23 protein-coding genes and 1 pseudogene are annotated in these 22,029 nt (G+C 73.6%); 9 read left to right on the forward strand and 15 right to left on the reverse strand.

Annotation, left to right across the window (positions count from 1 at the left end; translation table 11 throughout):
* Positions 1-54: 54 nt before the first annotated feature.
* The 3 genes from ACFRAV_RS18195 to ACFRAV_RS18205 are packed head-to-tail and all read right to left on the reverse strand — an operon-like array spanning position 55 to position 2,107.
* Positions 55-594 (reverse strand): hypothetical protein, encoded by a 540-nt coding sequence (locus ACFRAV_RS18195; RefSeq protein ID WP_382556672.1) that lies wholly within the window; start codon positions 592-594, stop codon positions 55-57.
* 26 nt (positions 595-620) lie between these two features.
* Positions 621-1,646: a DUF3618 domain-containing protein gene (locus tag ACFRAV_RS18200; protein ID WP_382556674.1), complete on the reverse strand. Its 1,026-nt coding sequence runs from the start codon at positions 1,644-1,646 to the stop codon at positions 621-623.
* The gene (locus ACFRAV_RS18205; RefSeq protein ID WP_382556676.1) at positions 1,643-2,107 is read right to left on the reverse strand and encodes a phage holin family protein; all 465 of its coding nucleotides are present in this window, start codon (positions 2,105-2,107) and stop codon (positions 1,643-1,645) included. The genes ACFRAV_RS18200 and ACFRAV_RS18205 overlap by 4 nt, the downstream gene beginning before the upstream one ends.
* A gap of 219 nt (positions 2,108-2,326) precedes the next feature.
* Between ACFRAV_RS18205 and ACFRAV_RS18210 the strand changes: the two genes are divergently transcribed.
* Positions 2,327-2,956, forward strand: coding sequence for a CAP domain-containing protein (locus ACFRAV_RS18210; RefSeq protein WP_382556679.1), 630 nt, complete (start codon positions 2,327-2,329; stop codon positions 2,954-2,956).
* 159 nt (positions 2,957-3,115) lie between these two features.
* On the opposite strand, the gene ACFRAV_RS18215 is transcribed toward ACFRAV_RS18210, so the two are convergent.
* Complete coding sequence (locus tag ACFRAV_RS18215; protein ID WP_382556681.1) at positions 3,116-3,832, reverse strand: IclR family transcriptional regulator; 717 nt, start codon at positions 3,830-3,832, stop codon at positions 3,116-3,118.
* A gap of 387 nt (positions 3,833-4,219) precedes the next feature.
* Here ACFRAV_RS18215 and ACFRAV_RS18220 point away from each other — a divergent pair, with 387 nt between their 5' ends.
* The 5 genes from ACFRAV_RS18220 (at position 4,220) to ACFRAV_RS18240 (ending at position 9,271) form a co-directional block, all read left to right on the forward strand.
* Positions 4,220-5,419 (forward strand): homogentisate 1,2-dioxygenase, encoded by a 1,200-nt coding sequence (locus ACFRAV_RS18220; protein WP_382556683.1) that lies wholly within the window; start codon positions 4,220-4,222, stop codon positions 5,417-5,419.
* Positions 5,416-6,297, forward strand: a complete 882-nt coding sequence (locus ACFRAV_RS18225; protein WP_382556686.1) for a hypothetical protein — start codon at positions 5,416-5,418, stop codon at positions 6,295-6,297. Before ACFRAV_RS18220 ends, ACFRAV_RS18225 begins: the two co-directional genes overlap by 4 nt.
* Positions 6,294-7,490 (forward strand): fumarylacetoacetase, encoded by a 1,197-nt coding sequence (gene fahA, locus ACFRAV_RS18230; protein WP_382556688.1) that lies wholly within the window; start codon positions 6,294-6,296, stop codon positions 7,488-7,490. The genes ACFRAV_RS18225 and fahA overlap by 4 nt, the downstream gene beginning before the upstream one ends.
* A 128-nt stretch (positions 7,491-7,618) precedes the next feature.
* The gene (locus ACFRAV_RS18235; protein WP_382556690.1) at positions 7,619-8,176 is read left to right on the forward strand and encodes an isochorismatase family protein; all 558 of its coding nucleotides are present in this window, start codon (positions 7,619-7,621) and stop codon (positions 8,174-8,176) included.
* 54 nt (positions 8,177-8,230) lie between these two features.
* A complete protein-coding gene (locus ACFRAV_RS18240) occupies positions 8,231-9,271 on the forward strand; it encodes a hypothetical protein (RefSeq protein WP_382556692.1) in 1,041 nt (346 codons plus the stop codon).
* Between the two features lie 13 nt (positions 9,272-9,284).
* Here ACFRAV_RS18240 and ACFRAV_RS18245 read toward each other — a convergent pair whose 3' ends face one another.
* The 3 genes from ACFRAV_RS18245 to ACFRAV_RS18255 are packed head-to-tail and all read right to left on the reverse strand — an operon-like array spanning position 9,285 to position 11,106.
* A complete protein-coding gene (locus ACFRAV_RS18245) occupies positions 9,285-10,148 on the reverse strand; it encodes a fructosamine kinase family protein (RefSeq protein ID WP_382556695.1) in 864 nt (287 codons plus the stop codon).
* The gene (locus ACFRAV_RS18250; protein ID WP_382556698.1) at positions 10,145-10,615 is read right to left on the reverse strand and encodes a low molecular weight protein-tyrosine-phosphatase; all 471 of its coding nucleotides are present in this window, start codon (positions 10,613-10,615) and stop codon (positions 10,145-10,147) included. Before ACFRAV_RS18250 ends, ACFRAV_RS18245 begins: the two co-directional genes overlap by 4 nt.
* Positions 10,616-10,641: 26 nt before the next feature.
* Positions 10,642-11,106 carry a hypothetical protein gene (locus ACFRAV_RS18255; protein ID WP_382556699.1) on the reverse strand — a complete coding sequence of 155 codons (465 nt, stop codon included), beginning with the start codon at positions 11,104-11,106 and terminating at the stop codon, positions 10,642-10,644.
* A gap of 123 nt (positions 11,107-11,229) precedes the next feature.
* On the opposite strand from ACFRAV_RS18255, the gene ACFRAV_RS18260 reads away from it, so the two are divergent.
* On the forward strand, positions 11,230-11,949 hold the full coding sequence (locus tag ACFRAV_RS18260) for a TetR/AcrR family transcriptional regulator (protein ID WP_382556702.1): 720 nt from the start codon (positions 11,230-11,232) through the stop codon (positions 11,947-11,949).
* A gap of 23 nt (positions 11,950-11,972) precedes the next feature.
* On the opposite strand, the gene ACFRAV_RS18265 is transcribed toward ACFRAV_RS18260, so the two are convergent.
* Positions 11,973-12,407: an MscL family protein gene (locus ACFRAV_RS18265; protein WP_382556704.1), complete on the reverse strand. Its 435-nt coding sequence runs from the start codon at positions 12,405-12,407 to the stop codon at positions 11,973-11,975.
* Between the two features lie 204 nt (positions 12,408-12,611).
* Between ACFRAV_RS18265 and ACFRAV_RS18270 the strand changes: the two genes are divergently transcribed.
* Complete coding sequence (locus ACFRAV_RS18270; protein ID WP_382556706.1) at positions 12,612-13,031, forward strand: VOC family protein; 420 nt, start codon at positions 12,612-12,614, stop codon at positions 13,029-13,031.
* 84 nt (positions 13,032-13,115) lie between these two features.
* Here the strand turns inward: ACFRAV_RS18270 and ACFRAV_RS18275 are convergent.
* Positions 13,116-14,387 (reverse strand): annotated as a pseudogene (locus tag ACFRAV_RS18275) (molybdopterin-dependent oxidoreductase); the annotation flags it as partial.
* A gap of 257 nt (positions 14,388-14,644) precedes the next feature.
* Between ACFRAV_RS18275 and ACFRAV_RS18280 the strand changes: the two are divergent.
* A complete protein-coding gene (locus tag ACFRAV_RS18280) occupies positions 14,645-15,595 on the forward strand; it encodes an aminoglycoside phosphotransferase family protein (RefSeq protein WP_382556708.1) in 951 nt (316 codons plus the stop codon).
* Here the strand turns inward: ACFRAV_RS18280 and ACFRAV_RS18285 are convergent.
* The 6 genes from ACFRAV_RS18285 to ACFRAV_RS18310 all read right to left on the reverse strand — a co-directional run bounded on the left by ACFRAV_RS18285 (position 15,579) and on the right by ACFRAV_RS18310 (position 21,971).
* Positions 15,579-16,772 (reverse strand): nitrate/nitrite transporter, encoded by a 1,194-nt coding sequence (locus ACFRAV_RS18285; protein WP_382556802.1) that lies wholly within the window; start codon positions 16,770-16,772, stop codon positions 15,579-15,581. The genes ACFRAV_RS18280 and ACFRAV_RS18285 overlap by 17 nt on opposite strands.
* A gap of 160 nt (positions 16,773-16,932) precedes the next feature.
* On the reverse strand, positions 16,933-17,316 hold the full coding sequence (locus tag ACFRAV_RS18290; protein ID WP_351116850.1) for a hypothetical protein: 384 nt from the start codon (positions 17,314-17,316) through the stop codon (positions 16,933-16,935).
* Entirely contained in the window at positions 17,313-17,990 is a 678-nt protein-coding gene (locus ACFRAV_RS18295) for a ubiquinol-cytochrome c reductase iron-sulfur subunit (RefSeq protein ID WP_382556710.1), read from the reverse strand. The genes ACFRAV_RS18290 and ACFRAV_RS18295 overlap by 4 nt, the downstream gene beginning before the upstream one ends.
* Positions 17,987-18,586: a 4Fe-4S dicluster domain-containing protein gene (locus ACFRAV_RS18300; protein WP_382556713.1), complete on the reverse strand. Its 600-nt coding sequence runs from the start codon at positions 18,584-18,586 to the stop codon at positions 17,987-17,989. Before ACFRAV_RS18300 ends, ACFRAV_RS18295 begins: the two co-directional genes overlap by 4 nt.
* An 8-nt stretch (positions 18,587-18,594) precedes the next feature.
* Positions 18,595-20,895, reverse strand: a complete 2,301-nt coding sequence (locus tag ACFRAV_RS18305; protein WP_382556715.1) for a molybdopterin oxidoreductase family protein — start codon at positions 20,893-20,895, stop codon at positions 18,595-18,597.
* Positions 20,892-21,971, reverse strand: a complete 1,080-nt coding sequence (locus ACFRAV_RS18310; protein WP_382556717.1) for an MFS transporter — start codon at positions 21,969-21,971, stop codon at positions 20,892-20,894. The genes ACFRAV_RS18305 and ACFRAV_RS18310 overlap by 4 nt, the downstream gene beginning before the upstream one ends.
* Positions 21,972-22,029: the final 58 nt, after the last annotated feature.

Below are 22,029 nucleotides of genomic sequence, written 5' to 3' on the forward strand. Positions count from 1 at the left end.
GAGTCCGATGACTCCTTCGCGGTCGTCGCCGAGTCCGGGTGACCCTCGCGCGGATCACTCGTCGGGATACAGAGGCCGGATGCGGTCCCAGTAACGGCGCAGGTCCCGGCCCACCTCCTCCATCGTCTGCGCCTCCGGCCGGGCGTCGGGCACGGGCCGGCCTTCGGGCGCCGCCGTGCCGACGGGTGCCGTCGGGGCGGCGGGGGCGGCCGGGGCGCCGACGGGCGCGGCCGGGTGGGTGGCGGGTGGAGAGGCCGCCGGGGGACGGTCCTCGGAATCGGTCCGGGCGTCGGCGCGGAGCTCGCTCCGGTCGTCGCCCCGGTCGTCGCCCCGGTCGTCGGTCCGTCCGTCGCTCCGGGGAGTGGTCCTGTCGTCGGTCCGAGGACCGGCCTCGGGACGCTCCGGCGTCGTGGACGGCATGGGGGAGCGGCCGGTCGTACGGCCCACCGGGCCGTCGGGAGCGCTGCGACGCCACGGTGCGCGGGCGGCGCTCGCCTCGTACCTGGCGGCCCGCCGCACCGCGGACCTGCGCGCCCCCAGCGCCGCGCCGACGGCCGCCGCCAGCAGGGCGGATGTCGTGGGCCGGACCGTCATGGTCGGCTCCTTCCGGACGCGGGGTGTCAGTGCCACAGGCCCTTGGGTCCGTGATGGTGGTGGCCGTGGCCCATGACGTGCTCCAGCCGGTGGCCCATGCCCTGGTCCGGGGTCACCGTGTGGGCCAGGGAGTGCCTGAGACCGCTCGCGGCGGAGTGTCCGCCGCCCCGGGCTCCGGCATGCATGAGCGTGCCTCCCTTCCGCACGCCCTGCTGGGCGATCCTCGCGCCCACCAACGGCGCGCCGCCGGCCATGGCGGCGCCCTTCTTCAGGGCCATGCCGCGCATCGTCGATCCGCCGGGCACGTTGCCGTGGCCGCCGGGGAGGTGCATCCGGCCGGTCGGCGCCGAACGGCCCTTCAGCATTCCCTTGCCACTCCTCAGCGCGCCCATGGAGGCCATGGACCTCATGCCGAGCGAGCCCGTCCCGTGTCCGCCGGAGGATCCCGCTCCCGTCCCGCCCGGGGTGAACCTGGACAACGAGGAGCCGGCCATGCGGTGACCGCCCGTGGCGTGACGGCCCATGCGGTGACCGCCCATGGCGGGGCGACCCATGGTGTGCCGGCCCGTATGGCGCCCGCCCAAGGGGGAGTGGCCGCCCATGGGGGAGTGGCTCCCCTTGCGCAGCATCACCCCGGCCGCGCAGGCGGCCAGCGCCGCCGCGCCACCCGCGGCGATCAACGGCTTCCGGCTGCCGGACCCCTCCTTCTGATCCACGCGGTAGGCGCCGGTGTCCGTCGTTCCGGACGTCCCCGGGGCCGGGGGCATCACGGGCCGGTACGCGGTCGTCTCCTCCTCGGCGGAGGCGGAGCCGATCCGCTGCTTCGCCTGGAGGGCACGTGTCTTCAGGTCGGCCCGCCGGGCCTCGGCCTGCTGCTTCGTCTCCCGCAGCTTGGACCGGGCACGGGCCTTCACGTCGGCGCGGGAGGCCAGTTCCTCGACCGTGTGGCCCAGCTCCTCCCGCTTCACCTCGACGTCCCGGCGGAGTTCGTCCTCGCAGTGCGGGCCGTGAGGCCCCGCGTGGGTGTGGTGATGGGTGTGCGTATTGCTCATCGCCGGGTCCTTTCCTTGATCTCGGCCACGTCGGTGCGCATGCTCGCCATCGTCCGGCGTGGTGCCGCCGGGGTCGCCTTGCGGATCATCGTCCTGCCCACCAGTGCCATCACGGCGGTGATCAGCAGCAGCGCGCCCGCGATGATCAGTGCCGACGCCCAGAGCGGCAACTCCATGGCGATCGCGGCGATGGCGGCCGTCACCAGCGTCGCCAGTGCCAGGAACCCGAATATCCCTGCCGCCGCGAGCATGCCTCCGCCGGTGCCGAACCGCTTGCCCTTCTGCGTCATCTCGGTCTGCGCCAGCCGCATCTCGGCCCGCACCAGGTCGGTGAGCTGTCGTGAGGCCTGCTGCACCAGGTGCCCCACCGACGCGTGCGCGTCGGCGGTGCCGGTCGGCGAGCCGTGGGTATCGGTGCGGTGCCCGTTGGAGCGATGGCGGTGGAAGTCGAGTGTGGTCATGGTCGCTTCTCCTCCCGACGGTTCCGGGCGGTCCCGTGGTCGACGCCCCGAGTACCCGCGTCACCGCCGGGTCGCACACATGTCCGTACGTAATTGTCCGTATACATCCTGTTTACGCGCGGCGGACGATCCCTCGAAAGGGGTGCGGGCCGATGTCCGTCGCGCCGGGCGGGGCGTGCCAAGATGCGCGGGAAGACAATGACCGCGAAAGGGGATGAAATGGCCGGGCTGTGCAGAGCGGGAACGACGGTGCGGATCGCCCTGGCGATGGTGGCCCTCATGGCGACGCCGTCCTGGGCGGGGCAACCCCTGGCGGAACCTCCCCCTCACCGTCACGAGCAGCGGCTCTGGACCCCGCACCACCTGGTTCCCTGGCTCTTCGACGGCCGGCAGGGGCGCCCGCACCGGCCGGGCGACGGCATCACTCCGTGGCGGCCGCGCCCGCAGTCACCGGGAAGGGCGTCGGCGCGCTCACGCGTCCTGTCCGCCGTCAACCAGCAGCGCGCCCGGGCCGGGTGCGGGCCCGTCGGCGGGCGCAGGGCCCTCCATCGGGCGGCCACCGGGCACAGCGCCTACCTGTCCCGTCTCGGGCGGCTGAGTCACCGGGGCCGGGGAGGCAGCACTCCCTGGCAGCGGGTCCGGGCCACCGGGTACCGCCCGGGGCCGGTGGGCGAGAACGTCGTCGCCGGCCCCGCCGGGCCGCGCCGGGCGGTGAGGTCGTGGATGCGCAGCGCCCCGCACCGGGCCGTCATCCTCAACTGCCGGTACACGCACGCCGGCGTCGGAGTGGTCCAGGGGCGCGGCGGACCCTGGTGGACCCTGGTGATGGCCTCCGGACCCCGGAGGTGAGGCGGCGGCCCCTGGCCTCCACCGGCCGGAGCCGGGCGCGAACCGCGTCCTCGCGCCCCGCGTCGGCGGTACCCCGGCGGCCGGCCACGCCCCGGGGGCGGACGCCTCGCCGGACGAATGAGCGGCGGGGCCGCTCCTGGCGCGGGTCCGCGTGAACGGTCACTCCCGTCCGTGGTCCGCGTCGCCGGCGCCCGCGACGGACGGCGCCGCGAGGGTGCCGGCCAGGCGCGTGGCGGCCTCGAGCACGGCGGCGACGGCCCCGTCGGCGAGCTCCTTCCGGTGGGTCAGCACGGTGACCGCGGCGGGCTCCTCGCCGACCGCCCGGCCCACCGGGGCGGCGACGCCGAAGACGCCGGGGATCAACTCCTCACCGGTGGCCGCGTACCCGCGGGAGCGGACCTCGGCGACCCGTTCCGGTTCGCCCTCGGCCGCCGGCCGTGCGGCCAGCAGGGCCAGTCCGCCCGCCCCGCGCTCCAGCGGGTCCCTGCTGCCGACCCGGTACGAGAGGCGAGGGCCCACCCCGGGCGGCTCCACCACGGCGACGGCCACCGCCTGGCCCGCCTCGGCCACCACCAGGCAGGCCGTGACGCCGAGGTGCGCCGCGAGATCGTGCAGCACCGGCCGTGCCGCGTCCAGCAGGGGAGGGCGGGCCAGTTCGGCCAAGGTGTAGAAGGCGACGCCCGGGCGGTGGCGGCCGGTCGCGTCCCTGTGGGCGAAACCCTGGCGCACCAGCGCGGCCAGCAGCCGGTAGGCGATCGAGCGGTGCACTCCCAGCTCGGACGCCACCTCGCCCGCCGTCAGTCCTTCCGGCCGGCCGGCGATCAGGCGGAGCGCGGTGAGTCCGCGTTCGAGTGTCTGCGAGCCGTCGGTGGCCATGTCCTCTCCCCTCGTCCGGCCGCTTCGGCGGCCGCCTCGTCCGTTCGATGCCGCCCATCGCCCCATCGCCCCATCGCCACGTCGTCGAGATGCCGCTTCCGGTGGGGTCCGGTGACGTCCCGGAGACCTCCCGGTGGCGTCCGGTGGGGCGAAAACTTCCGCAGACATCTTGACCGGAGGCGTCCGGTGCGGAGATGTTGCAGGGTGTTGTCGCGGTATTCACGACAGGGTGTCTCGCTATCTGCGACGAGAGGAGTGTGGCATGCCGGACGCGGCGTGTCTGCCCCCTTCTCCCAGCGATTCGCGCGCACCCGGCCGCGCCGCACGCCACCCCGGGCGCCACGCGTCGAGGCCGGCCCGCCCAGAACCGACCGAAGGAGGCCGGACATGGCCCACTACCGCTCACTGGGCGCCGTTCCGCCCAAACGGCACACCCAGTTCCGGTACGACGGCGAGGCCCTCGCCTACGAGGAGCTGATGGGGGAGGAGGGCTTCTCCTCCGACTCCTCGTTGCTCTACCACCGCCACATCCCGTCCGCGATCACCGGATCCGAGATCTGGGAGCTGCCGGACACCCGCACGGTGCCCAACCACCCCATGAAGCCGCGTCACCTGAAGCTGCACGAGCTGTTCAAGGACGACGCCTGGCAGGACGCCGACGTGGTCACCGGACGCCGCCTGGTCCTCGGCAACGCCGACGTGCGCATCTCCTACGTGGTGGCCGGCACGGCGTCCCCGCTCTACCGCAACGGCGTCGGGGACGAGTGCGTGTACGTGGAGTCCGGCGCCGCCCGCGTGGAGACCGTCTTCGGCACGCTGACCGCCCGGGCCGGCGACTACGTGCTGATCCCGCGCGCCACCACGCACCGCTGGATCCCCGAGGGCGACGGCCCGCTGCGCGCCTACTGTGTGGAGGCCAACAGCCACATCGCCCCGCCGAAGCGCTACCTCTCCCGCTACGGCCAGCTCCTCGAACACGCCCCCTACTGCGAGCGGGACCTGCACGGCCCCACCGAGCTGCTGCGCGAGGAGGGCACCGACGTCGAGGTGCTGGTCAAGCACCGCGGCGCGGGCGGCCGGATCGTCGGCACCCGCTTCCTGCAGGCGCACCACCCCTTCGACGTCATCGGCTGGGACGGCTGCCTGTACCCCTACACCTTCAACATCGAGGACTACGAGCCGATCACGGGCCGGGTCCACCAGCCGCCGCCGGTCCACCAGGTCTTCGAGGGCGACAACTTCGTCATCTGCAACTTCGTGCCGCGCAAGGTCGATTACCACCCGCTGTCGATCCCGGTGCCCTACTACCACTCCAACGTCGACTCCGACGAGGTCATGTTCTACTGCGGCGGCGACTACGAGGCGCGCAAGGGCTCCGGCATCGGCCAGGGCTCCCTCTCCCTCCACCCCGGCGGCCACACCCACGGACCGCAGCCCGGCGCCTACGAGCGCTCCATCGGCGCCGAGTTCTTCGACGAACTCGCCGTCATGGTCGACACCTTCCGTCCGCTGGAGCTCGGCGAAGGCGGGCAGGCGTGCGACGACGGCGTCTACGCCTGGAGCTGGTCCGGAGGGCGGCGCGCGTGAGCACCGGCAGCGCCGAACTGCTGCGCGCCCTCGTCGACGACGCCGGCCTCTTCCCGCCGACCGCCCTGCCCATGGACCGGGCCGTGGCGCGCCACCGCGCGGACCTCGAGGCCGGGGAGGCGATGCACACGCACCGCTTCCTGGCCCCCGCCTCGCGGGTGGACGAGCTGGCCGGACTCCTGCGCGAGGACGAGGTGTTCACGCTCGGCCTGATCGCCGACCTGGGCGCCGAGGAGCTGACCGCCACGTGCCGCCGGGCCCTGGCCGACCCGAGGCTGCGCATCGCCCTGGTCGAGGCGCCGCTCGCCGCGTACGGCGAGGACGAGGCGGCCGCACTCGACACGTTGCTCGCCGCCCTCGACGTCGTGCCCGCCGAGGTGCCCCTCTACGCGGAGCCGACCGTGCAGGCGCGTCCCCGCCCGCTGCTCGCCGAACTGGCCGCCCGCCCGGGCGTCCGGCCGCTGGGCGCCAAACTGCGCTGCGGCGGCGTGCGCGCCGAACTCTTCCCGGACACCGCCCAGGTCGCCGCCTTCCTGCACGCCTGCGTGCGGGCCGGAACACCCTTCAAGGCCACGGCCGGTCTTCACGAGGCCGTCCGCCACACCTCGCCGGAGACGGGCTTCACCCATCACGGCTACCTCAACCTCCTGCTCGCCACCGCGACCGCGGTGGGCGGCGAGGACGAGGAGACCGTGCGCCGGACCCTCGAGATCCGCGATCCCGCCGAACTGGCCCGGGCCGCGGCCGCGACCGGCGCCCAGGAGGCCGCGGCCGTCCGCCGGGTGCTGGTCTCCTACGGCTCCTGCTCCACCGCCGCCCCCGTCCACCAGGCGCGCCTGCTGCTCGGCGCGCCCGACACCCCGAAGGACCCCGCATGAACCACACCTGGGTCACCGTGCCCGACGGCTCCCCCTTCCCGTTGGAGAACCTCCCCTACGGCGTCTTCACCCCGGCCGGGGGCGAGGCGCGGGTCGGCGTCGCGATCGGCGGACAGGTCCTCGACCTGGCGGCCGCCCTCGGCGACGACACCTTCGCGCACGGCTCGCTCAACCCCTTCATGGCCCAGGGCCGGGCCCGCTGGCAGGAGGTGCGCGCCGCGGTCGTCCGCCTGCTGACCGACGAGGCGCGCAGGCCCGGCGTCGAACCTCACCTGCACCGGCTGGACGCCGTCGACCTGGGCATGCCGTTCGAGCCGGCCGACTACGTCGACTTCTACGCCTCCGAGCACCACGCCTCCAACATCGGCCGGATGTTCCGCCCCGGCTCCGACCCGCTCACCCCGCAGTGGAAGCACCTGCCGATCGGCTACCACGGACGCGCCGGGACCCTGGTGCCCTCCGGCACCCCCGTGGTGCGTCCCAGCGGCCAGCAGCGGCCGTCCGGCGAGGGGGCCCTCCCGGGCTTCGGCCCGTCGCTCCGGTTGGACATCGAGGCGGAGGTCGGCTTCGTCGTCGGCACGCCCTCCGTCCTCGGCGCCCCCGTGCCGACGGACGACTTCCGCGAGCACGTCTTCGGGGTGACGCTGGTCAACGACTGGTCGGCGCGCGACATCCAGAACTGGGAGTACGTGCCGCTCGGCCCCTTCCTGGGCAAGTCGTTCGCGACCTCCGTCGGTCACTGGGTGGTCCCGCTGGAGGCGCTGGAGGAGGCCAGGGTCACCCCGCCGGCCCGTGAGCACGAGCTGCGTCCCTACCTGGTGGAGAAGGAGGACTGGGGGCTCGACCTGACCCTGGAGGTCCGGCTCAACGGACACCTGGTCGCCACCCTGCCGTTCGCGGCCATGTACTGGACGCCCGCCCAGATGCTGGCCCACATGACGGTCAACGGCGCCTCCCTGCGCACCGGCGACTTCTACGCCTCGGGAACGGTCTCCGGCCCCGGCCAGGACCAGCGGGGCTCGCTGATGGAGCTGAGCTGGGGCGGGGCGGAGCCCGTCGAGCTGCCCGACGGCACGGTGCGGACCTTCCTGGAGGACGGCGACGAGGTCACGATCAGCGCCACCGCACCGGGCGCGGGCGGAGTGCGGATCGGGTTCGGGTCGGTCACCGGGCGGATCCTGCCCGCCGTCTGAGCCCGGAGCCCGGAGTCCTGCGCCCTGTCCTCTCACCGCGGAGTGCTGGGCCAGGGGCGTTGTCGGCGACGGCCAGTAGTGTGGTCCCGGTCACAAGTCGGAACGTGGGATCGAGGTGGGGAGCCTTCATGAGCACTCTCGAAGGCCGCCTGAAGAGCGGGTTACTGGTCGTCGACGTGCAGAACGCCGTGGTCGCGGAGGCGTACGAGCGCGACGCGGTGGTGGGGGTGATCGGCGCGCTGGTGGAGAAGGCCCGCGCCGAGCGGGTGCCGGTGGTCTGGGTGCGGCACCAGAGCGAGGACATGCCGGCGGGCGGCGACGGCTGGCAGATCGTGCCGGAGCTCCGCCCGGCCGCGGGTGAGCCGGTGGTGGAGAAGGAGTACGGGGACGCGTTCGAGGCCACCCGGCTCGACGCGGTGCTGGCCGAGCGCGGAGTGGCGCGGCTCTTCGTCACCGGGGCCCAGACGGACATGTGCGTCCGCTCGACCCTGCACGGCGCCCTGGCCCGGGGCTACGACGCGATGCTCGTCTCGGACGCGCACACCACCGTGGACCTCACCCGGTGGGGCGCGCCCGCCCCTGCCGAGGTCGTCGCGCACACCAACCTCTACTGGTCCTTCCAGAAGGCGCCCGGCCGCGTGGCCGGGACCCTGGAGAGCAAGGAGATCGACTTCTGGGGGGCGTAAACGATTCGCGTGTTCGAATTCTAGTTCGATAACGTGGTGGGGGAGGTGGGAACGATGACCAGCAGCGGCGGGACCGGAACCGGCACGGGGTGCGTGATGCATGTGCGCTGCCCCGAGCGGCTGCCCGAGGCGGTCTACCGGCAGGTCCTGGAGCTGCTGGGGGATCTGTCCCCCGTGGTGCAGGCGTCGCCCCCCTCCGCCGCGCTGGTGGACCTGAGGGGAGCCCTGCGCTGCCACGGCGTGGACGGCGACCGGATCGAGGAGGTGCGGCGGCTCGGAGAGGTGCTGCGCATCCGTTCGATATCCCGGCTGGGCGTCGACCTGCGGATCGGCATCGGCCCCACGATCGCGGTCGCGGCCACCGCCTCCGGGCAGGCGGCCCGCGACGGGGCGGCCACCGGCGGCGTGGTGGCCGTGGAGGCCGAGGGCGTCGCCGCCTGGCTCGCCCCCCTGCCGGTGGAGGCGCTGCACGGCGTCGGCCGCCGTCAGGCGTCGGCGCTGCGGGAGTACGGCGTGGACCGGGTGGGGCTGCTGGCCGGACTGCCGCCGGCCACCGTGCAGCGGCTGCTCGGCGGGACGGCGGGGCGCGCCGCCTCGGAGCGGGCCCGGGGGATCGACCCCCGGCCCGTGGTGCCGCGTGAACTGCCGGCCTCGGCGACGGTGAGCCACTCCTTCCCCCGGCAGACCCTGGACGGCGCGGAGGTCCGGGCGGCCCTGCTCGACCTGGTGGTCCGGCTGGGGCTCCTGCTGCGCCGTCGCGGCCAGGCTGCCCGCGGGCTGCGGCTGACCCTGCGGTTCGCGGCGGGCGGCGCCTGGGAGAAGACCCGCCGCCTGCCGGAACCCTCGGGCCACGACGACGACCTGCGCGCCCTCGCCTACCAGCTGATGGACGCGGCGGGGCTGCAGCGAGGGCGGCTGACGGGGATAGGCCTCAGGGCGGAGGACCTGCTGGACGCGGAGCAGGTCGCCCGGCAGATCAGCCTGGACGAGGCGCGGGAGGCCCGGCTGGCGGCGGAGGAGGCCGCGGACGACATCCGCGACCGGTTCGGCCCGACGGTCATCGGCCCCGCCGCCGTCTACCGCCGCGCGTCCTGACGCCCCGGTCCGGTCAGGCCGCCAGCGCCGCCCTGGCGGCCGTGACCGTCTGCGCGGCGTAACCGCCGCCGAAGAGCACCGTGTGCACCAGCAGCGGGAACAACTGGTGCAGCGGCACCCGCCCCTGCCAGCCGTCGGCGAGCGGCGCGGCCTCGTCGTAGCCGGCCAGCACCCGGTCCAGGTACGGGCAGCCGAACAGCTGGAGCATGGCGAGGTCGGTCTCCCGGTGCCCGCCGTGCGCGGCCGGGTCGATCAGCCAGACCTCTCCCTCGGCGCCCCACAGCACGTTGCCGTTCCACAGGTCGCCGTGCAGCCGGGCGGGCGGCTCCTGGGGCCCGGACAGCTCGGGCAGCCGCTCGCACACCCGCTCCACGACGGCCGCCTCCGCCGCCCGCAGGACGCCCTCGTCGACCGCCCGGCGCAGGTAGGGCAGCACCCGGTGCTCCGCGTACCAGGCCGGCCACCGCTCGCCGGGCTCGTTGCGCATCGGCGCCGCCCCGATGTACGCCTCCGCCGGCCCGCCGGGCGGGGCGGCGCCGAAGGCGTCCGCGCCCGAGGCGTGCAGCGCGGCGAGCTCCCGGCCGAAACGTGTCGCGGCGCCCGGATCCGGACGGCCCTCGGCGACCAGGTCGCTGACCAGCCACCGGTCGTCCCAGCCGTGCACCACCGGCACCCGGACCGCCCCCGCCCCGGCGAGCCAGCGCAACCCCGCGGCCTCGGCGAGCACCGCCCGGGCGTCCTCGCCGCGCTTGACCATCACCCGGCGGCCGTCGTCCAGTTCCACCTCGGTCGGCCCGCCCGCCGCACGCCGCTCCCCGGCGGCCCGACGGCCGGTCAGGCGTGCCGCGGCGGCCCCCGGCCCGTCCTCGACGGTCATCCGGCCAGGTGCTCGCGGACCCAGGCGAGCAGACCGGGGACGCTCGCCTCGATCATGTCCAGGACGTCCTCGAAGCCCTGGCCCCCTCCGTAGTACGGGTCCGGAACGTCCAGGTCGCCGGAGGTCACGGCGGCGGGGTCGAAGGAGCGCAGCAGCCGGACCCGCGAGGGGTCCGCGACCAGACGGCGCAGCGCCTTCTCGTGCGTACGGTCCATGGCGAGGAACAGGTCGGCGTCCAGATGCTCGGGGCCGACCTGGGCGGCCGCGTGGCCGGTCGGATAGCCCCGGGCGGCGAGCGCGCCGCCGGAACGCGGATCGACGGGCTCCCCGACGTGCCAGTCGCCGATGCCGGCACTGGTCACCCGGACCCGGTCGTCGAGCCCCGCCCGGCGCAGATGCTCCGCGACCACGAGGGCGGCGGAGGGGGAGCGGCAGATGTTTCCGCTGCAGACGAAGGTGAGGTGCACCCGCCCAGCCTACGGCGGACGGGCCGTCAGCGGACCCGGCGGAACGTGACGTCGAAGTCGTGCCGCCAGGCCGTGCCGTCCGCGTCGAACTCCCACGCGCCGGTCAGCGAGGCGCCCTCCGGGTCGACGGTCGCGGCGAACCGCTGGTGGAAGCCGGGCGCCGCCCGCCACTGCCGCCACACCCCGTCCACCAGGTCGGCCCGGTAGACCCGGGCCACGCCCCGCCCGTCGGCGTACAGGACGGTGAACCCGTCCGTGGTGTCGTCGTACCCGGTCACGCAGGACGTGGGGAAGGGGGCGCGCCCCCGCCAGTCCTCGGGCAGCACGGTCTCCGGCCCGAGGCAGGCGCGTTGTACAAGGAAGGCGCCGCCCTCCAGCCAGGCGAACTCGGTGCGCACCGGTCCGACGTCCGTGCCCCGCGCGTACATGTCCCAGACGCCGACCAGCGGCTGCAGCCGCCGAAGGGCGGGGTGCGGTACGGGATCACGCATGCTGCCCTCCGGGGGAGGAAGTCGCCGGGTCCGGTTCCGGCACGCTACCGCGCCGCCGAGCCGCCCGCCGCCCGGGACGACCGCCTCCGGCACCGTGTCCCTGTCGAACATTAGGATCGCCGCATGACAGCGCACCCTCCGCCGGCGGAGCCCGAGGCCGCGCGGACCCCCTCCGCCGGCCCGCGCGAGCTCGCCGTCGCCCGGCCGGCGGACCCGGACCGGGCACGGGCCGAGCAGCGGGCACGGCGCTTCGTCGACGCCGCGCTGGAACTCCTCACCGCCCGCCCGGGCGGGGACTTCACGGTCCAGGACGTCGTGAAGACCTCCGGTCAGTCGCTGCGCAGCTTCTACCAGCTCTTCACCGGCAAGCACGAACTGCTGCTGGCCCTCTTCGAGAAGTCGGCGCGCAGGGCCGCCGACCGACTGCGCGAGACGCTCGCCGAGGAGCCGGACGCGGCAGCCCGTCTGCGCCGCTTCTCGCCGGAGTACGCCCGCCTGTGCCGGCCGCGCCCCGGGGGCGGGGAGAGGGCGCGCGAGCACGCCGTCCTCGGCATGCCGGAACCGGCCCGGCAGCTGCTCACGGAGCATCCCGAGGGGATGGCGCGGGCGTTCGCCCCGCTGCGCGCGGTGCTCGAGGAACTGCTGGACCGGGCGGCCGCCGACGGCGCCGTGCGCCCCGGACTCGACCACCGCCTCGTCGCGGGGACGCTGCTGCACGCCGTCACGTTCCAGCCGTTCGCCCTGACCGTCGGCGGCATCACCCGCGACGCCGGGGAGCAGGACGCCGAGGCCCTCGGCGACATGCTGCTGCGCGGGATCACCGCTCCCGGCGCGGCCGGCTGATCCCGCGGTGACACGCCCTTCCCTCAGCCCACCCGGACCGGCAGCTGCTCGGTCCCGCAGTACCTGCACTTCGAGGCGCCCTCCGGAATGTCCTCCTGCAGACAGGCCGGACAGGTCTTCACCGGCTTCTCGTCGGCGAAGACCTCCAGTCCCCGGCGGGCCTGGACCTTCCGGTAGGGCACCACGATGACCAGGTAGACCACCGCCATGAAGATCAGGAAGTAGATCAGCGCGGAGATGAACGCCCCCAGGTCCACATAGGTGGCCTGGTTCCCCTCGTCGCCGAGTTGCAGGCCGAGGCCCATCGAGGCGCCGCCCTGGAACCGGGCGACCACCGGGTCGACGACGGAGTCGGTGAAGGCCTTGACCAGCGTGGAGAAGGCCAGCGCGACGATCAGCCCGATCGCCGCGACCACCACGTCGGCGCGGGTGAGGAAGCTCTTGAACCCTTTGATCACCCGTTCATGATCGACCGGCGTCCCGGGCGCCGCAGCCCGGCCCGTCCGTTCGGGTGGCAGAGCCGGCACGGGTGGCGGGCCCGACCCGCCGTGCGGCCGGCGGGTTCGGCCGGGGGACCCTTCCCGCGCGCCGGACCGGTCCTCCTGTACGCCTCGGGGCACGATGGACCGGTCCGTTTCGCGCAGGGGGGCGAGGAGGCCGTGGTGAGCAACGCGTACATCAGCCCGTACCTCAACTTCGACGGGAACGCTCGGGAGGCGATGGAGTTCTACCGCACCGTCTTCGGCGGCGAACTGGAGTTGATGCGCTACGACGCCCTCGACATGGGCGCCGAACTCCCGCCGGAACAGGGGGAGAAGATCATGCACGGCAGCCTGGAGTCGGAGTCCGGCCCCACCCTGATGGGCGCCGACGTCCCGCCCGAGGGCGAGTACCGGCGGGGCAGCGCCGTGACCGTCGCCCTGACCGGCGACGACGCCGGGAAGCTGCGCGGCTGGTGGGAGAAGCTGGCGAAGGACGGCACGGTGACGGTCCCCATGGAGCGCCAGCCCTGGGGCGACGAGTTCGGGGCCTGCACCGACGCGTTCGGCATCGACTGGATGGTCAACATCTCGACGTCGTGACCCCGGTGGCCGGACAGGCCCCGGGTCACAGGGCGGTGAGCACCTGGGGCGCCAGGTTCTTGATCATCGTGTTGGTCCACCGCATCTCATCGCGTGCGTCGGGGGAGCGTAGTGCGGGACGGCCGCCGGCTCCACGTTCCACACCCGGGCGAGATCGGCGACGTGGGCGTCGTTCTGCCAGTTCCGGAAGCCCGGCAGGTCGCCGTCGGCCCCGCACTCGCGGGTGTTCTGGGCGGTCGGCTGACCGTTCATCTGCAGCACGCCCGCCCCCGGCCGGCCCAGCATGCCGCGGATCAGGTGCAGGTTGTTGACCTGCACCGCGGTGGCCGTGGCCTGGTGGGACTGGTAGACGCCCTGCAGCACCGTCGACAGCAGGCGGTCCGCCGCCCCCAGGAGCTCGGCCGCCTCACGGATGCGCCCCTGCGGAACGTCGCAGATCCCGGCCGCCCAGGACGGCGTGCAGTCGCGTACCTGCCGTGCCAACTCGTCGAATCCCACGGTGTGCTCGTCGATGTAGCCCCGGTCGATCCACCCGTTGCGCACGATCTCGTGCAGGAGCGCGTTGAGCAGCGCGAGGTTGGTGCCCGGACGGGGTGCCAGGTGCACGGCGGCCGCGCGGGCCACCCTGGTGGGGCGCGGGTCGACGCAGACCAGCCGCGGCGGGTCGGCGCCCTCCATGCGGTCCAGTATCCGCATCCACTGCACCGGCTGGGTCTCGGCCAGGTTGTGGCCGAACAGGGCGATCACGTCGGCGTGGTCGATGTCGTCGTAGGTGCCGGGCTGACCGTCGCAGCCGAACGACTCCTTCAGCGCCTCCGCCGCGGTGGAGGTGCACAGCCGGGTGTTGCCGTCGAGATGGTTCGTCCCGATCCCGGCCCGGGCGAGGACGGCGAGCGTGTAGTACTCCTCCAGGAACAGCTGCCCCGAGGTGTAGAAGCCGATCGACCCCGGGCCGCGTTCGTCCAGCAGCTCGCGGGATCGGCGCACCACCCGCTCCATGGCGGTGTCCCAGTCGCACTCCACCAGCTCCCCGCCCTCGCGGACCAGCGGCCTGGTCAGCCGGTCGGCGGAGGCGTTGGCCTGCCAGCCGAAGAGGTCCTTGGGGCCCAGCCGGCCGCGGTTCACCCGGTCCACGGCCCGGCCGCGCACGCCGACGATGCGGCCGTCGCGGACCGCGACGTCCATGGCGTCCCCGTCCGAGTGGAGGATCGAGGCCGTCTGCACCCACCGTTCCACCGACGCGGGGTCCACCCCGTCCGCCAGGAAGGCGTCCACCCGTTCCGGCCACACCCCGTGCCGGTCGTAGGGCGTCCGCCCGCCCCACGGAAACGCGATCCGGTCCACCGTCTCGTCCATGCGGCTGCCTCCTGCCTCAGGCCGACGAACCGGTCACCGGTACCCCCGCCACGGCACCGCCAACGGACCCCGCGCCCGGTGCCTGCGCGCGGGCTCATCCGTTTGGCGGCCGTGACGCGGGCAACCCGGATCATGGTCACGGCAACGCGGCGGGCGGGGCCTCAGTCACCCCGCCCGCCGCACAGGCCCCGTCCCTCCACCGTCCCTCCCCGGAAATCCGCGGGTGCGTCGGACGCCCTCGGGGGCAGAATGCGGCCATGCCGACCTCCTCACTCATGCATCCCGGTCAACTCCTGGTCACCGAGGAGCAGATGGCGGCCCTGGTGGCCGCACAGTTCCCCCGGTGGAAGGAACTCCCGGTCCGTGCCTGCCCCTCGGACGGCACCGAGAACGCGCTCTTCCGCATCGGCGACGAGCTGGTCGCCCGGCTCCCGCTCCTCGGCGACGACGCGGACGCCAAGCGACAGGAGATCCGGCGGGAGATCGACGCCGCGCGGAGGATCGAGGGCGCCACGCGCGTCCCCACCCCGCGGTTCGCCGCCCTCGGCGAACCCGGAGCGCACTACCCGCTGCCGTGGAGCGTCTACCACTGGATCCCCGGCACCACCGCCACGGCGGCAGACGTCCACGACTCCACCGCCTTCGCCGAGGACCTGGCCCACTTCGTCCTGCAGGTCCGCGCCCTGGACACCGAGGGCCGGACGTTCCCGGGCCGGGGCCGCGGGGGCGTCCTCACCGCACACGACGACTACGTCGCCCAGGGGCTCGAGCGGAGCCGGGAGCTGATCGACACGCACACCCTGGGCCGTCTGTGGGAGCGCCTGCGCGGCACGCCCCGCACCGAGCCCGACACGTGGACGCACGGTGATCTGATGCCCGGCAACCTCCTCGCGGACGGAGGCCGGCTGGCCGGAGTGATCGACGTCGGGCAGGCGGGCGTGGCCGATCCCGCCCTCGACCTCCAGCCCGCCTGGAACCATCTCGGCCCCACCGCCCGCGAGGCGTTCCGGCTCGCGCTCGGCGCCGACGACGCGGCCTGGGACCGGGGCAAGGGCTGGGCCTTCGCCCAGGCCATCGGCTGCCTCTGGTACTACCGGGAGACCAACCCGGTCATGTCCGAGCTGGCCCGCTCGACGCTCCTCGCCCTCATCGAGGACGAGGCCGTCCCACCCGCACGCCGCCGCCCGACGCTCACGCCGCAGGCCTGACGTTGCGCATCCGCCCGTACGCGTACACGCACCCGGCCAGCGCCAGGTCCGACAGGAGCATGAAGCCGATCGAGTAGGAGTCCTTGGAGCTGTAGATGGCGCCCATCAGCAGCGGTGGAACGAAGCCGCCGAGCCCGCCCATCGCGCCCACCACACCGGTGACCGAGCCGACCTGCTGCTGCGGCGTCACCTGGGAGACCAGCGCGAACACGCTGCCGCTGGTGGTGCCGAGTCCCGCCGCCATCACCAGCAGGCAGATCGTCCCCACGGGGTAGAGGTGCGGGTCGAAGGCCTGGACGACGGCGAACAACGCCACCACGGCGAGCGCGCAGGCCGTCACGATCGCCGGATGGATCCGGTCGGACAGCCAGCCGCCGAGCGGCCGGAAGATCACCGTCACCAGCGCGAAGCCCGCCGCCTTGGTGCCGGCGTCCGTCGGGCTCAGCTCGTACCAGGTCTTCAGGTAGGACGGCAGGTAGACGCCGAACGCCACCACGCCGCCGAACCCGATCGCGTAGAGCGCGGAGAGCTCCCAGGTGACCCGCAGGCGGGCGGCCTGCCCCAGCCGGGAGGCCAGCGAGGCCGTCGGCACGGTCCGGCCCGGCCGGTCGCTGATGAGGAAGAACGCGGCCACCGCGTACACGGCGAGCGCGACCGCCACCACCAGGAACGGCAGCGTCTCCCCGTGCTTGGCGATCCGCGGGGTGAAGTAGCCGGACAGGGCCACACCGCCCATGCCCATGCCGAAGATGCCCAGCGCCAGCCCTCGGCGCGACGGCGGGAACCACGAGTTGACCAGCGGAATGCCGATGGCGAAGGTGGTGCCGCCCAGACCCAGCAGGAAGCCCACCACGATCATCAGGCCGAAGGAGTCGCGCGCCGGGATCACCAGCAGCACCGGCACGATGGTCAGGGCCGAGACCAGCGGGAACATCAGCTTGGCCCCGTACCGGTCGGTCAGCGCGCCCACGGGGATCCGGCCCAGCGAGCCGACCAGCACCGGCACCGCCACCAGGAACGACTGCTGGAACGAACTCAGTGACAGCCGCTGCCCGAAGTCGCCCGCCAGCGGCGAGATCAGGTTCCACGCCCAGAAGGTGAGCGCGAACCCGACCGTCGCCGTGAGCAGATTCCGGTACGCCGCCCCGGGAACCCGGTCGGCGTCCGCCGTCGTCACCGCGTCCGCCGCGGACCCCTGTGGTCGATTCACGGTTCCACGCTAGGAAGCGGCCTGGGCGCCCGCCCGGCGGACTACTCCGGACGGCGGCCTCTCATCCGGCCCCGCCACCCCCACGACCCCCGCCCGAACCGGACGCGCCGCTCCCGCCCGGGGCCGTTCACCGGTCCTTCGGATCGAGCCACCACAGCCCCAGCACCACCAGGAACGACAGCACCAGGAAGGCCGCGCCCCACCAGGCGGTCCCGACCTGCCCCGACATCCAGGTGTTGACCACCACCGTCAGCCCCCACAACTGGCCCGCCAGCACCGAGAAGGCGAGCACCAGCCGCGCAGACAGCTTCGAGGCCCGCTCCGGCTCCTGCTCGCTGCCGGCGCCCGGACCGGGGCCCGTGTGCCGGATCCGTCCGTCGCCGTAGCCGCTGGTGGGCCGGATCTGCGGATAGCGCTCGTCCAGCGGGCGGTTGAGCCGCCGGTCCGCGGCAGGCCGGTACCCCGCACTGCCGAAGCCGATCGAACGGCGCCTGGAGGCGTCCTCGCTCATCCGTCCTCACCCTCTCCCGGACAGCCCAGCTGCCGCCGCAGCTCCGGCTGGTGGAACTGCCGGCACAGCGCGTCGGTCACGTTCTCACCCGACCGGGCCGTGGCGAACGCCCACACGCTGCCGTCCTGCTCCTCGGTCAGGTACACCCGCGGCAGCGGCCGCGGCGGCGGGCCCGCCGTCACCTCGCCGGTCCGCGCGTCGAACACGCCCTCGTGGCACGGGCAGTACAGCTCGCCCTCGTCGCCCCGGTCCGCCCGCCACATCACCCCGCAGGCCAGATGGGTGCACACCGACGAATAGCCGACCAGCGTTCCGTCGCCCAGCCGGACGGCCACCGCCCGGTCGTCCTCCTCCGGGTACCGGAACGCAACCGACTGCCCCGGCTCGATCCGGTCCGCGATCCGCACCCGCGGCGGCTGCTCCCCGCCACTGTCCCCGTGCCGGTGCAGCACGCCCGCCGCCACCGCGACCCCGCCCACCGCCAGGCCGCCGGAGACGGTCGCCACCAGCCGCAGGCAGTCCCGTCGGGTGGTCAGCGAGTGCGCGGCGATCCGCTCCCGCATCGCCTCCTGCGCCGCGTCGTGGTCCTGCTCCCCGCCCGGCCGCCCGCCACCGTCCCCGTCGTCCGGCCCCGCGCCCGGATCCGGCCCGGGGCCCTGCTCGGTCACGCTCATCGCACGTCCACCCCGTTCACCTCGACGACCGGCAGGCCGCCCGGGACCGGCCACCGGGCCCGCTCGGCGGGCACCACCATGGCCACCCCGGTGCGCACCGTGCTCTGCCCGAACGTGAACTCGTCCACCACCTGCACGCCCGGCCGCTCCTCGCGCAGTTCCTCCACCGTCCCGTAGAACAGCGCGCCCGTCGGGCAGACGGTGGCGCACATCGGCGCCAGGCCGAACGCCGTGCGGTCGTAACAGAGGTTGCACTTGAACTGCAGCTTCGCCGTCAGGTCGATCTTGGGGACGCCGAACGGGCAGGCGTTGACGCAGTTCGCGCAGCCGATGCAGCGCGTGGTGTCCGCCTCCTGCACGACCCCGTCGGCCGTCACCAGGATCGCGTCGGCCGGACACACCTCGGCGCACGGCGCCACCGGGTCCTCGCAGTGCATGCAGACCGTCGGCAGCGCCGCCGTCGACAGGCCCTCCTGCGGATAGTCCAGGTGGATCAGGGACTTGCCGCGGTGCGAGTCGCACTCGCGGCAGGCCGAGACACAGGCCTGACAGCCGATGCAGCGGCCCGGATCGATGAAGATGGTGCGGCCCATCATGACTGGCGTCAGCTCCTCTCCGCGGTACCGCGGCCCTGCGACGCGGACGGCGGCAACGGGTCGGACAGGGAGACCTGGACCTCCTCGTAGGAGGCCCGGCCGGGCGGCACCGGCGGCAGCGGCACCTCGTCGAGCCGCTCCGCGAGCTCCAGCCTGGCGGCGGCGACCTTGTACTCCGGGATCCGCGAGCGCGGGTCCAGCGCGTCCACCGTGAGCACGTTGGCGGACGCCGGCGAGGGCCAGTGGTAGGGCACGAACACGGTGTCCGGCCGGATCGCCTCGGTCACCAGCGCCGGGAACACCGCGCTGCCGCGCCGGGTCACCACCCGCACCGGGTCGCCGTTGCGGAAACCCTGTGCGGGGTGCACCTCGACCCAGGGCCGCGGCGTCTGCTCCACCAGACCGCCGAGTCTGCGCGTCTGGGTGCCCGACAGGAAGTGCGCCACCGTCCGGCCGGTGGTCAGGGTCAGCGGGTACTCGGCGGTGTAGACGTCCGCCGGCGGGTGCCACTCCACGGTCTGCAGGTGCATCCTGCCGTCCGGGTGGTAGGTGCGCAGGTCCTCGAAGAGCCGCGGCGTCCCCGGATGGTCGGTCGACGGGCACGGCCAGCAGATGCCGCCGGTCTCCTCCAGCCGCTCGTACGTGATGCCCGAGTAGTCGACCAGCGCCCCGGCCGTCGCCACCCGCAGCTCCTCGAAGACGTCCCGCGACCCCGAGAAGGCGAACTTGTCCCCGACGCCCAGCCGCCGCGCCAGCTCGCACAGCACCCAGGTGTCGGTGCGCACCCCCGGCGGCGGCTCCTGCGCCTTGTTGTGCTTCACCACCCGGGCCTCGGCGTTCGCGGTCACCCCCTCGTCCTCCGCCCACACCGTCACCGGCAGCACCACGTGGGCGTTGGCGGCCGTCTCGGAGAGGAAGAAGTCGAGCTGGACGTGGAACTCCAGCCGGTCGTATCCGTCCTGCACGGTCGCGTGGTTGGGCAGCGACACCAGCGGGTTGTTGCACACGCCCAGCAGCCCGCGGATCTCACCGCGCTGCATCTGCCAGACCATCTCCATCATCGACGTGCCCACACCCGGCAGTTCGGCCTCGTCGATGCCCCAGATCTCGCAGATCTGCCGGCGGTGCTCCGGATTCTTCAGGTCCCTACCGCCGGGCAGCATGTCCGACTTCTGGCCGTGCTCCCGGCCGCCCTGCCCGTTGCCCTGGCCCGTCAGTGTGCCGTAACCCGCGCCCGGGCGGCCCACGTTGCCGGTCGCCACGATCAGGTTGACCACGCTCAGGCAGTTCTCCACACCCTGGGTCTGGTGCTCGATGCCCCGGGCGTGACAGGCCATCGCGTTGCCCGCGCCCGCGAACATGCGGGCCACCTCGTACACCTGGGACTCGGGGATCCCGCAGACCTCCGCGGCCCGCGACGGCGGATAGTTCCGCACGCAGCGCACCACCTCGTCCCAGCCGGTGGCGTGCGCGGCGACGAACTCCTCGTCCACCAGCCCCTCTTCGACGATCACGTGCAGCACGGCGTTGAAGAAGACCGAGTCGGTGCCCGGACGCAGCGCGACATGGATGTCCGCCGTCCGCGCGATGGCCGTCTCCCGCGGATCCACGATGATCAGCTTCGCGCCGCGGTCGCGCCCGCCCCAGACGTACTGGGTGAGCACCGGGAAGCACTCGGCGATGTTGCCGCCCGCCACCAGCAGACAGTCCGTCACCAGCATGTCGGCGAACGGGTTGCCGGCCCGGTCGATGCCGAACACCGCCTTGTTGGCGGCGGCCGCCGACACCATGCACAGCCGGCCGTTGTAGTCCACGTGCCGCGTCTTCAGCGCCACCCGGGCGAACTTGCCGACCAGGTACGTCTTCTCGGTGAACAGGCTGGCCCCGCCCAGCATCCCGAAGGCGTCGGCGCCGTAGGTCTCCTGGACGCGCCGGATCTCACCCGCGGTGAAGTCCAGCGCCTCCTCCCAGCTCGCCTCCCGGAACGGCTCGTCGCGCGAACTGCGGATCAGCGGAGCGGTCAGCCGCTCCGGGTGGTTGATCTGCTGGTAGGCGTTGACGCCCTTGGGGCACAGCCGCATCCGGTTGATGTCGTGGTTGCGGGGCTCCATGCCGAAGACCCGGCCCGCCTCGTTCACCCGCAGGTACATGCCGCACTGCACGCCGCAGAAGCAGCAGTGGGTGGGGACCAGCGTCTCGCCCCGCTGGTCCGCGTGCCACCGGTCGGCGGGGATGCCGCCCGCGTCACGGAAGGACTGCGCCCCCGGAGGCGCCGGCGTGGGGTCGAGCGGAACGGTCGGCCGGTTCACTTGTAGCCCTTCTTCACGTTCTCGAGATAGGCGGACCCGCGCAGCACCCGCTTGCACCGCGGGCAGTACTCGGTCCACTCGTCGAACTCGAGCCGCAGGTCGCGCATGGTGCCGCGGAGGTTCTCCACGTAGGCCGCGGTGTCCACGGTGGTGCCGCAGCGGCGGCAGGCGAACGCCTTCTCGTCCTGCCGGTCGGTGTACTTGAACAGCTGCATGCCCACGGCCGCCGGGCGCTGGACGATGTGGAAGAACTTGCCGAACGGCAGGTAGATCAGGGTGAACACCACCGCGATCATGTGGAGCACCATCAGGAACTCGTAGCCCTGACCGTGCAGGAAGATCGCCGAGAAGGTCAGCAGCAGCCCCGTCACCGAGATCACCACCAGGGCGATCAGCGGCAGCAGGTCGTAGGCGAACCGCTGACCCGTCATCGCCCCACGGTCGCGCATCCGCCGCCACAGGAAGTACGTGGCCCCCGGGATCACCAGCACCGCCGCGATGTCCAGGCCGTGGAAGAGCAGCCAGCCGAAGACGCTCAGCGAGTCGAACGTCAGCAGCTTCACCCCCCACATCCGCCACTCGTACCGCGGACCGGAGCCGGTGGGGGAGGTGAAGGTGAACCAGCCCCAGGTCAGCGGGAAGGTGATCAGGGCCGCCAGCACGCAGCCCCAGAAGATGAGCTGGTGCGCGGCCCAGCGGCCGTGCGAGCGGGCGCCCAGGAACTTCTGGAAGCCGAGGTAGGTGGCGATCATCCGGGGCACCGCGGTGGGCGCCCGGCGGAAGTTCTCCACCGAGAAGAAGGAACGCCAGCCCTTCTGGAAGAGGCGGCGGGCGGCCGGCGAGGAGACCCACACGGTGTACCGGTACACCAGCCCGAAGACGAGGAAGACGGAGGCGGCCGCGTAGGGCAGCAGCGCGGAGTCGAAGTCCCGCAGCAGTCTGCTGCCGAACACGATGGCCAGGATCAGCAGGACGGCCGCCACGGTGCCCGCGAGGGTCGCCCGGCCGGCCACCGAGAGCCGGTCGAGGCGACGCGCGGGCCCTGGCGCGACGGGCGGGGGATTGGACTCGCTCACACGGGCACACTAGGAGAGGGTGGGCCGGGAGTGCCCCTTTTGTACCTTCGGGCGGGCA

The sequence above is a fragment of the Streptomyces sp. NPDC056600 genome, assembly GCF_042792855.1.
In the GTDB taxonomy this organism is placed as follows: domain Bacteria; phylum Actinomycetota; class Actinomycetes; order Streptomycetales; family Streptomycetaceae; genus Streptomyces.